Here is an 8,022-nt window from a genome sequence, read left to right as displayed (position 1 = left end):
GGGCGCGCCTGATCTTGACGTCTTGGCCGTTAGCTGTGGCGGAGGTTCTCAGCTCCAGGCGGGATTGCGGCTCGGCAGCCATGGCCCAAACAGCGACCCATATTCCTCACCAGTTTCGACGGTGAGGAGAAAGTCAGGTGTAGTGCCGGCCACCGCGTCATGCAGACGGGCCAGCAGCAGCGGGACAGTCGCCAGGTCCAACGACAGTGCTATCGCAAGTTGGACGCGCTGAGCACCAAGCTCCGATTGGTCTCTCAGCTCGTCATGCTCCAGGTGGTAATGCCGGAGTCGGCGCCGAGGGCTTTGACCAGGTCGTCGACGCTGCGGGTGGACACCCCGTGCAGGTAGGCCTCCATCACCACCGCGAACAAGGCTTGGTCGATGCGGCGGCGGCGTTCCAGCAGCGAGGGGAAGAACGACCCCGACCGCAGCTTGGGGATTTTCAGTTCCAGATCTCCGGCGGCGGTGGTGAGTAGCCGGTCCCGGTGGCCGTTGCGCTGGGTGGTGCGCTGGTCGGTGCGCTGGTGCGGGGCGGCGCCGATCATCGCGGTCGCCTCCGCCTCGATGAGGGCCTGCAGCACGGCTTGCAGGGCGTGGCGGATGACGTCATCGGCGTCGGCGGCTTTCAAAGACTCCAACAGGTCGAGCAAGGCAGACTGATCCAGAGCCATCGTGTGGTGTCCTTCGCGAGAACCTTGGCGGGAACTCGCTGACCGTCACACGATGGCTCGCCCCATGTCCGGGGCTTGCTTCAGCAGCTTGGAGTTACACCACCCGAGGGGACGTCACCCGCGCACGTGATCTCGCAAGGGTATCTGCATACATCGTCTATCTGAGTGTTCGGTTTAGTGCGCGATAGCCGTGCGCGCATCGGCGGCGCGTGCCACGGCCTGTAAGTTGTGCCGGTGACCGCACCCGAACCGGACATCGTGGGCCAATCTGTCGCCCGCCCCGGTCTACCACTGCCACCGGCTGGGCACCTGATGAACGTTCGGTTGCGCTTGCAGGTCATGGGCCCGTTACGGGTATGGCGGGGTGATATCGAGGTCGATGCCGGCCCCCGGCAGCAGCGGGCTTTGCTGGCACTACTGCTGGCGCAGCACGGCCGGCCAGTCGGACTGGGCGAGCTCGTCGACCTGATCTGGGTGACGGACCCGCCAGCGACCGCGGTGAATATCATCCAAAAGTACATCGGTGCACTACGCCGGATATTGGAACCCGACGTGGCGCCGCGGTCGTCTGGGTCGTACCTGGCCCGCCAGGGCAACGGCTACCGGCTGACGGCCGGTCCCGACGTGCTCGACCTGGCCGCCTTCGGCCGGTTCGTCGCGGCGGCGAAAGCGGCGGCCGCCGCTGGGCGGACGGGTGAGGCGCTCGACCGGTACGGCGAGGCCCTGCAGCTGTGTCAGGGTCCGGCGGGCGGCGGCCTGGCGGACAACGCAGCGGCTGCGGCCGTCTTCGCCGGCATCGACGGCCAGTTCGTCGACGCGGCGGTCGATGCCGCCGGTATCGCGGTGGCCGAAGGCCGTCCGGGCGAGGTGCTCGCGCCGCTGCGACTGGCCGCGAGAATGTTCCCGCTCCACGAACCCGTGCACGCGGGTCTGATGGCGGCGCTCGCCGGCGCCGATCGCCAGGCCGAAGGGCTGGCGGTGTACCAGTCGATTCGTGAACGTCTCGCCGACGAGCTGGGTGTCGACCCGGGACGCGAGCTGCGCGAGGCGTACCTGCGGGTGCTGACCCCGATCGTGGTCACCCCAGCCGTGGTGCCGCCCACCGCGCCCACCGTTCTTGTCCCGGCCGAGCTGCCGCCCACCGCGCCCACCGTTCTTGTCCCGGCCCAGCTGCCGCCCGATCTTCCGCTGTTCGTCGGACGCCGGGCGGAACTGGCGGTGCTCGACGACCTCGTGGCCGCGACGACCAACCGCACCGGTCCACTGGTGATCGCGATGGACGGCATGGGCGGCGTGGGCAAGTCGACGCTCGCCGCGCACTTCGCGCACCGCGTCGCCCGGAAGTTCACCGACGGCCAGCTCTACCTGGACCTGCAGGGCCACGAGGACGACGGTGAGGGCGTCCCGGCCGTCGAAGCCCTGCGCTCCCTGCTCTACGCACTGGGGTTGCGCGGTGCGGACGCCCCGGAGTCGCTGGAGGCGTTGGTGGGTACCTACCGCAGCCTCACGGCCGGGAAGCGGATCCTGGTGCTACTGGACAACGTCCGCGACCAGTCGCAGGTACAGCCGCTGCTGCCGGGTTCGGCCGGAAGTCTGGTGCTGGTCACCAGCCGCCTCCCGCAGGTAGGCCTGGCCGTCCTCGGAGGCGCCCGCCTCATCCGGGTCGACCTGCCCGACCGGCAGGTCGCCCGCAAGATGCTCGAACGGCGGCTCGCACATACCGAACGTGTCACCGGCGGCGACGCCGAGTCCCTCGACGCGATCGTCGAGCTGTCCGGGCGGCTGCCACTGGCACTGGCGATCCTGGGCGCCCGGCTCAGCGCCCGTCCGCGACTGTCGCTGGCGTCGGTCGTCGCGGAGTTGCGCGACGGCGCCCACCGGCTGGCGGCGTTCCCCGGCGGGCGGGGTGTGCGTGACCCGCGTACGACGTTCGCGTGGTCGTACCGCCAGCTGAGTCCCGACGCGGCCCGGCTGTTCCGGCTGCTGTCGGTCGCGCTGACCCCGGGCATCACGGCCGAGGCGGCCACGAGCCTGTCGGCGTGGGAGCCGCGACGCACCCGCGAGGCCCTCATGGAACTGGCGGAGGCCGCGCTGGTGACGGAGGACGACCACGGCCGGTTCACCTCACACGTCCTGGTCAAGGCGTACGCGGAAGAGCTGTTCCGGGAAACCGAACCACCCGTCGAGCGGGCGGCGGCGGTCAGCCGGCTCCTGCAGCACTACCTGCACAGCGCTCTGAACGCCCAGTCCGAGCTGAAGAGCTACTTCCGGATCTCACCGCCGCCGCCACCCCCGCCGGACGGCGTGGTCGCCGAGCAGCCGGGGTCAATGGAGAACGCCTTCAGCTGGTTCGACTGTCACCGCGACCTTCTGCTTGAGGCCGTTCGCGTCGCGGCCGAGGGTGACCACGGCATCGCCCCCTGGCGGCTGGCCCTGGCCATGCCGCAGTACCTGGAGAGTGCGGGCCTCTTCCGCGACTGGGAGGACGTCGTCCGCACGGCGCTGCGCGCCGCCCGCGAGCAAGGTGACGCGATCGGCGAGGCGCACCTGTGCCGCAGCCTCGCCGGTCCCCGCTGGTACTCCGGCGCGAACGACGACGCCCTCGACCTGCTGCAGACCGCGTTGCGGCACTACACCGAGCACGGCATGACCAAGGAGCAGAGCGCGGTGCGGAACAACCTCCAGGCGGTGTACACCTCGCTCGGCGACCACGAGGTGGCGCTGGAACACGCCCGGCAGGCGGTGACTCTGAGCCGGCTCAGCGGAGAGCGTCAAACCGAACTCAACGGCCTGATGCGCATAGGTCAGTCGCTCGCCGAGCTTAAGCGGTTCGAGGAGGCGGTACACGCGTCGCGGCAGGCGCTCGACATCTGCCGTGACCTCGACCAGTGGACCGAGGAAGCGTGGATCCGGCACATGCTCGCGCAGAGCCTCGCGGGCATGGGCCGAGTCGACGAGGCGATCGAGGAATACACCGCAGCGGTCCGGCTGGGCGCCGTGTTGGCGCAGGGACCGACGCAGGTCTATACGCTCCGGGATCTGTCGAAGCTTCTGCTGTCGACGGGTGACGTGGCCGGGGCGCGGCGGGCATTCGACCGCGCCGTCGAGCTGATGGGCACATTCCAGGACGGCGGACCCGAGCTCCTGCGAGCCGACCTCGGGCAGCTCGCAGAACTGCTCGCCCGGCACCGCTAGGACGCCGTCTCGGCGGCCGCCCGCTGGATGAAGGCCGCCGTAACGTCCGGATGCGAGACGAACGCCATGTGCGAGGCGCCCTCGACCACCTCCACCGTGGCGTTCGCTCGGGTAGCCATGAACTCCTGCGCCGCCGCCGGGATGATCAGGTCGGCGCCGGCACATCGGCCGCGAACCGGGCGTGGAAGACGGCAGGATCGATGGACACGTCGACCTGCCCGCCCGGCAACGGCACCGCCGCAGCGACTCGTTCATCGTGCTGCCAGGGAACTTCGCGACCAACGCACCGACGGCCTCCCCGCTGCCGGGGACGAAGGCCGCCACGTAGACCAGCGCCGTGACATGCTCGGTTCCCCGGCGGCCGTCGAAATGACCGCGCCACCGTAGACCGGCCCGCTACGCCTTCACACGGACGAAGAGAACCAGGCCCTCCGCATACCGTTCGCCGTACGGCTCGATGAACGTCTCGGCCGTGTCCAACGCCGTCGTCCGAACCTTGGCATGATCACATGCACTACTTTCGGCATGAGCGGACGTGTCCCCGGCGACAAGATGGCCAGTCCGCGCAGAGGTTGTGTCGGGCGCCCACGCGCCCGCCCGTCGGAGACTAATGTCCTCGACATGGGCGAGTTTGTGACGGTGTCTGCCTTCCGAACGCAGGACGCCGAAGCGGTGCGGGATGGGGCGGTCGGGTTCTTCTCCGTACACTCGTGGCCCGCCGAGCCGTTCCACAGTGCCGGGTCGGTGACTGAAGACGACGTGCTGATCTATCCGCCGGTGAACGGTTGGACGGTCGTCATGTGGTCCGGCTACTTCACCGAACTTGCGGCAGTGGAGTACATCTCCCGGCAGCTCGGCATCCTGACGAGCACCGTGCGCATTCACGACAGTGACTACTGGAGCCACGCACTGCTGCGCGACGGCGTCGTCCTGGACCGGTTCGCGACCATGCCGGACTACTTCACCGATGATCCAGACGAGATCGCCCGCCTTCGCGCCAAGTACGCCGGACAGCCGGCCGTCGTCGCCGAGGCGATCGGCCGTCCAGTGGAGCAGGTGGCGCCCTACCTCGTGCATGTGAACCTGGAAGACGGCGAGGACGAGGACGGCTACTACGTCGACGAGCCGGAGCTGGGCAAGGCGTTTCCAGACGACGAGTTCGAGCTGGACTCCCCCTGGGTGTTTGCCGACTTCTGGAAACGGCTCGGCCCTCGCTACCCGGAGGACCCGTCGGCATACCTGGCGCGGATCCGGCTGGCCTCCGGCTGGTCGAACAAGCTCCCCGCCGGTGATGCCGAGCTCTGACGAGAGCACCGGATGCGGACGCGCATGTATAGCGTTGGCCGACATTTTGCGTACCGGCAACCGTCGGCCGGGCAGCGCTGAGGGCGGGCACGTACGTGCTCGCCCTCAGCCAGGCGTCAGACCACCGATGAGCCGATCCGCAGGTGAATGCCGGGTTGGTGACGATCACTCTCTGTCGCCCGCAACGGCATGACCGGCGCCTGTCCAGGATTCTGCGCGAGGTCTCCTACCGACCGAGCAGACCGAGCGCCGCATCGACGATGGAACCAGCGTCGATTCCGTGCAGCGCATATGCATCAGCGAGGCTTGAAGACTGCCCGAACTCGGTCACTCCGAGACAGCGAATCCGGTCTCCGCGTGCCCCGGCGAGGAACGACAGGGTGTGCGGGTGGCCGTCGAGGACCGTCACCAACGGCGTCGGGTACGGCTGCGGAAACAGCGTCTCCAAGATGTTGCCGCCAGTACCGGGGCGCCGCTCGCCACGCTGCTGGAACGATCGGAAAACCAGGTCGGCACTGGTCAGGCAGACGACACCCGCCGCGATACCGAAGTTTTCGAGAATCTGAGCCGCCTGCATCACTTCGGGCATGATCGCGCCCATTCCGACAAGCGTCACCTGCTCGAGCCCCGGGTCGTGGTCTGTGAGACGGTACCCGCCGGCGACGGCTTGCAGGCGGCGGCGCTCCAGGAGCTCGGGTTCCTCCGGCAGCCGTGCGAGCTCGGGGTCGATCGGTCGAGTGGACAGCCGGAAATAAGCCGATGTTCCTCCCGGAATTCCGACCTGAGCCATCGCATGCAAGAAAGTCCACTCCAGGTCCTGGGCGAACGCCGGTTCCCAAGCCGTGCATGCCGGCTGCTCAAGCCCGATCGACGGAGTTGTGATCGACTGGTGGGCGCCGCCTTCCGGCGCAAGGGTCACACCGGACGGCGTGCCGACGAGGATCGACTGACCACCGGCGTAGATCCCATATGACCACGGTTCGAGCGCCCGGGACACGAACGGGTCATACAGGGTTCCGATAGGGATGAGCCTGTGCCCCCATCGGCTCCAGGTGGCACCGAGCTCACCGAGAAGGCTCACGAGGTTCACCTCAGCGATGCCCAGTTCGATGTGTTGCCCGGTTGGGAGTTCAGCCCACTTCAGGATCCGTTCGGTGTCGTCCGCGAACCAGTCGCGGCGGTCCGTGATCGACCACACACCGGTCTTGTTGATCCAACCGCCGAGGTTGGTCGACGAGGCCACATCCGGGCTGCAGGTGACGATGTACGGCGCCAGCTCCGGTGCGTCGCGGGGAATGTCCGCGAGGAGGCGACCCAGAGCGGCTTGAGTCGATGTGGGCTTGCGGTACGGGTGGCCGAGCGAGGTCGGGACGGCCGGCTCCGGCAGAGGTCGCAGCGGCGGACGCTTGAGCACCTCACCGCGCGTTGAGCACAGGCGGCCGGGTGTCGAATCGGCGCTGAAGTTCCGCCAGGGGTCGTCGAGGCTGGTGCCACATCGCTCAGCCAGGTGGTGCATCTGTGCTTCGGTCAACAAGGCCGAATGGTTGTTCGGGTGCCCTTCCGTAGGCAGGCCGCGCCCTTTGATCGTATAGGCGAAGATCACGGTTGGGCGGTCGGTTGCGGCGCTGCCGTAGGTGTCTGTGAGGAGGCCGAGGTCGTGGCCGCCGAGGTCACGGATCGCCGCGGCGAGCCTGCTCGGTTCCAGATCGCCGACCAGTGCGCGGAGCCTGTCGCTTCCTCCACCGTCGAGGATCCGGTCGGCTATCTGGGAGGGGTCGACACGCAGCATTCGCTGGTATTCCTCGTTCGGCATCGCCTCGAGTCTCGCCCGAAGCTCTTCGCCTCCCGGAAGCTCGAACAGTTCGCTGATCAGGCGGCCCCACTTCAGCGTGATGACCTGCCATCCGGCGGCGGCGAACATGCCTTGGAGCCGCTCGATCTGGATGTCCGGGACCACGCGGTCCAGCGACTGCCGGTTCAGATCGACGATCCACAGGAGTTCACCCATCGAGGAGACGGCAGGATCGGCGATCGCCTCCCAGATGGCTCCTTCGTCGAGTTCGGCGTCGCCGAGGAGGCTGACGAACCGGCCGGCGGCGGGAGCGGCGGCTGAACGCGACCGCAGGTATCGGAGGGACATCGCGGCCCACAGCGAGGCCGTTGCGCCGATACCGACCGAGCCGGTGGAGAAGTCGACCGTGTCGGGGTCCTTGATGCGGCTCGGATAGCTCTGGAGGCCACCTTTCGCCCGGAGAGTTCGCAGGTACTTCGGGTCGAGATCTCCGAGTAGGTAGTTGATCGCGTGGAGCACAGGTGAGGCGTGCGGCTTGACCGAGACTCGGTCTTCGTTGGCCAGGTCGTGGAACCACAGGGCGACCATGATGTCGACCATCGACGCCGACGACGCCTGGTGTCCTCCGACCTTCACGCCCGAGGGGTTAGGCCGGTTACGGTTGGCAGCGTCCACGATGGCCGAGGACAACCAGAGAACTCTTGTAGAGATCTCGCGAAGCGTCTTGGCTTCGTCGTCTGTCAAGCGTGGGCGACTCGATGAGCGTGGCTGGTACGAATCGTCCGCGAGGGGCCTGTGGTCGGTCTGAGTCATGAAGATCCTCGATCGCTTATGGCGCGCAGTATCCCGCCCCGGCCCGGGCGCCCCTGGTAGTCAGCGCCAAGAACACAAGGCACCGTGACATTTTGACCTGATGCCCATCACCGCGGCTTGTCGCCCCCCGTGCCGAACCGCATCACAACCAGGTGCGGTCGTAGACGGGGATCAACCGATCGGATGATGCCAACCCCAGCGCGACAGGCGATGTACACGTACCGCGTCCGCAAGGATCATCTGGGC

5 protein-coding genes and 1 pseudogene are annotated in these 8,022 nt (G+C 67.8%); 3 read left to right on the top strand and 3 right to left on the bottom strand.

What is annotated here, in order from left to right; all coding sequences use genetic code 11:
- Nucleotides 1-275: 275 nt before the first annotated feature.
- Nucleotides 276-671 (bottom strand): annotated as a pseudogene (locus tag Pth03_RS39275) (transposase); the annotation flags it as partial.
- Nucleotides 672-983: 312 nt separating this feature from the next.
- Between Pth03_RS39275 and Pth03_RS39270 the strand changes: the two are divergent.
- Nucleotides 984-3,866 carry an AfsR/SARP family transcriptional regulator gene (locus Pth03_RS39270; RefSeq protein ID WP_308442419.1) on the top strand — a complete coding sequence of 961 codons (2,883 nt, stop codon included), beginning with the start codon at nucleotides 984-986 and terminating at the stop codon, nucleotides 3,864-3,866.
- Here Pth03_RS39270 and Pth03_RS42290 read toward each other — a convergent pair.
- Entirely contained in the window at nucleotides 3,863-3,985 is a 123-nt protein-coding gene (locus tag Pth03_RS42290; RefSeq protein WP_275413284.1) for a hypothetical protein, read from the bottom strand. The two genes, Pth03_RS39270 and Pth03_RS42290, sit on opposite strands and share 4 nt — an antisense overlap.
- Nucleotides 3,986-4,047: 62 nt before the next feature.
- Here Pth03_RS42290 and Pth03_RS39265 point away from each other — a divergent pair, with 62 nt between their 5' ends.
- Both Pth03_RS39265 and Pth03_RS39260 read left to right on the top strand, forming a co-directional pair.
- Nucleotides 4,048-4,194, top strand: coding sequence for a hypothetical protein (locus Pth03_RS39265; RefSeq protein WP_203949596.1), 147 nt, complete (start codon nucleotides 4,048-4,050; stop codon nucleotides 4,192-4,194).
- Nucleotides 4,195-4,487: 293 nt separating this feature from the next.
- The gene (locus Pth03_RS39260) at nucleotides 4,488-5,171 is read left to right on the top strand and encodes a hypothetical protein (protein WP_203949595.1); all 684 of its coding nucleotides are present in this window, start codon (nucleotides 4,488-4,490) and stop codon (nucleotides 5,169-5,171) included.
- Nucleotides 5,172-5,397: 226 nt separating this feature from the next.
- On the opposite strand, the gene Pth03_RS39255 is transcribed toward Pth03_RS39260, so the two are convergent.
- Nucleotides 5,398-7,776 (bottom strand): thiamine pyrophosphate-binding protein, encoded by a 2,379-nt coding sequence (locus Pth03_RS39255; RefSeq protein WP_203949594.1) that lies wholly within the window; start codon nucleotides 7,774-7,776, stop codon nucleotides 5,398-5,400.
- Nucleotides 7,777-8,022: the final 246 nt, after the last annotated feature.

Origin of the sequence: Planotetraspora thailandica (assembly GCF_016863335.1) — a bacterium.
Classification (GTDB): Bacteria; Actinomycetota; Actinomycetes; order Streptosporangiales; family Streptosporangiaceae; genus Planotetraspora; species Planotetraspora thailandica.
Note: the sequence above shows the minus strand (reverse complement) of the source record. Positions and strands in the feature narration are given on the sequence as shown.